Below are 920 nucleotides of genomic sequence, written 5' to 3'. Positions count from 1 at the left end.
CGCAGTCTGCGGTACTCTTCGGTCACCTGTTCGGTGCGGTACTGCATAAGCTGCGGGCGGCGGACATTCTGGTAGATGCGCAAGTACGTCCGCAGGTCTTCTGCGCCGGGGAGAATCCCGCAGCGTTCAAAGATGGCGGCTTCCAGGTCACTGCCGATGTGCGCAAGTACAGAGCCTGCGCCCTTCATGGCAATGGTGGCAAAAGCGATCTCGTCAAAGACGGCAAAGGCGGCGTCAAGCAGCCGGTCATGGTCGGCGGCACGGGCGCGGACGGCGCCGATCCAGTCTGTGACGGGATCCGGCGGGGGCCGGGTGTCGGCGTCTCTGCCGTAGAGCGTGGTATGAATAAGGGCGGTAAGATAGTCGGTACGGTTGGGAAAGCCTGCTGCTTTGAGGATGGTGTCAAGAAGCCGGGCTTCTTCGGGGGTGATGTTGGCGGTGAGGGTAAGTCGCATGGTGGTGGGGATGGGGTGAACAGTTCACAGTACACAGTACACAGTTCACAGTTCACAGGGATCGGTGAACCGACCGGCAGGGAGGGAAACGCTGTCCGATTTTTTTGTCTGTGAAATTTGTTCAGTTTTTCTGCATGTGGGGATCTATTAATACGGGGAAAGAGAGACTACTACAACAAGAGTGCGGGGAAGTGCCGATCCTTCTTGGACGAAGGAGAGGTGCGGCGGATGTTTTTTTCCAGGACACACATTCCGGTACTCCGGGTTGTGAACTGTTAACTGTGAACTGTGAACTGTTCACAGCCTCGGGTTGTCCGACAGAGATATGCCGATACAACACCAAAGAAGTACTGCCTGTCCGGATTTCGGTGCGGTCGTCTGAAATACAGGGCAGGCAGACTGCTTGTTACATGACAGGATCTCTTGTGAAGTAATTTTTTCCCCTGAGAGAGGTGATTCTGATTG

Annotated in this window: 1 protein-coding gene; it reads right to left on the bottom strand. The window is 55.5% G+C overall.

All coding sequences use genetic code 11. From position 1 onward, the window contains the following. A partial coding sequence (locus O0S09_RS09955) for a hypothetical protein (RefSeq protein ID WP_268923824.1) occupies nucleotides 1-455 on the bottom strand: 455 nt, incomplete at its 3' end. Nucleotides 456-920 lie beyond the last annotated feature (465 nt).

This window comes from Methanocorpusculum vombati, assembly GCF_026891935.1.
GTDB classification, from domain to species: domain Archaea; phylum Halobacteriota; class Methanomicrobia; order Methanomicrobiales; family Methanocorpusculaceae; genus Methanocorpusculum; species Methanocorpusculum vombati.
This window is presented reverse-complemented; position numbering and strand designations above follow the sequence as displayed.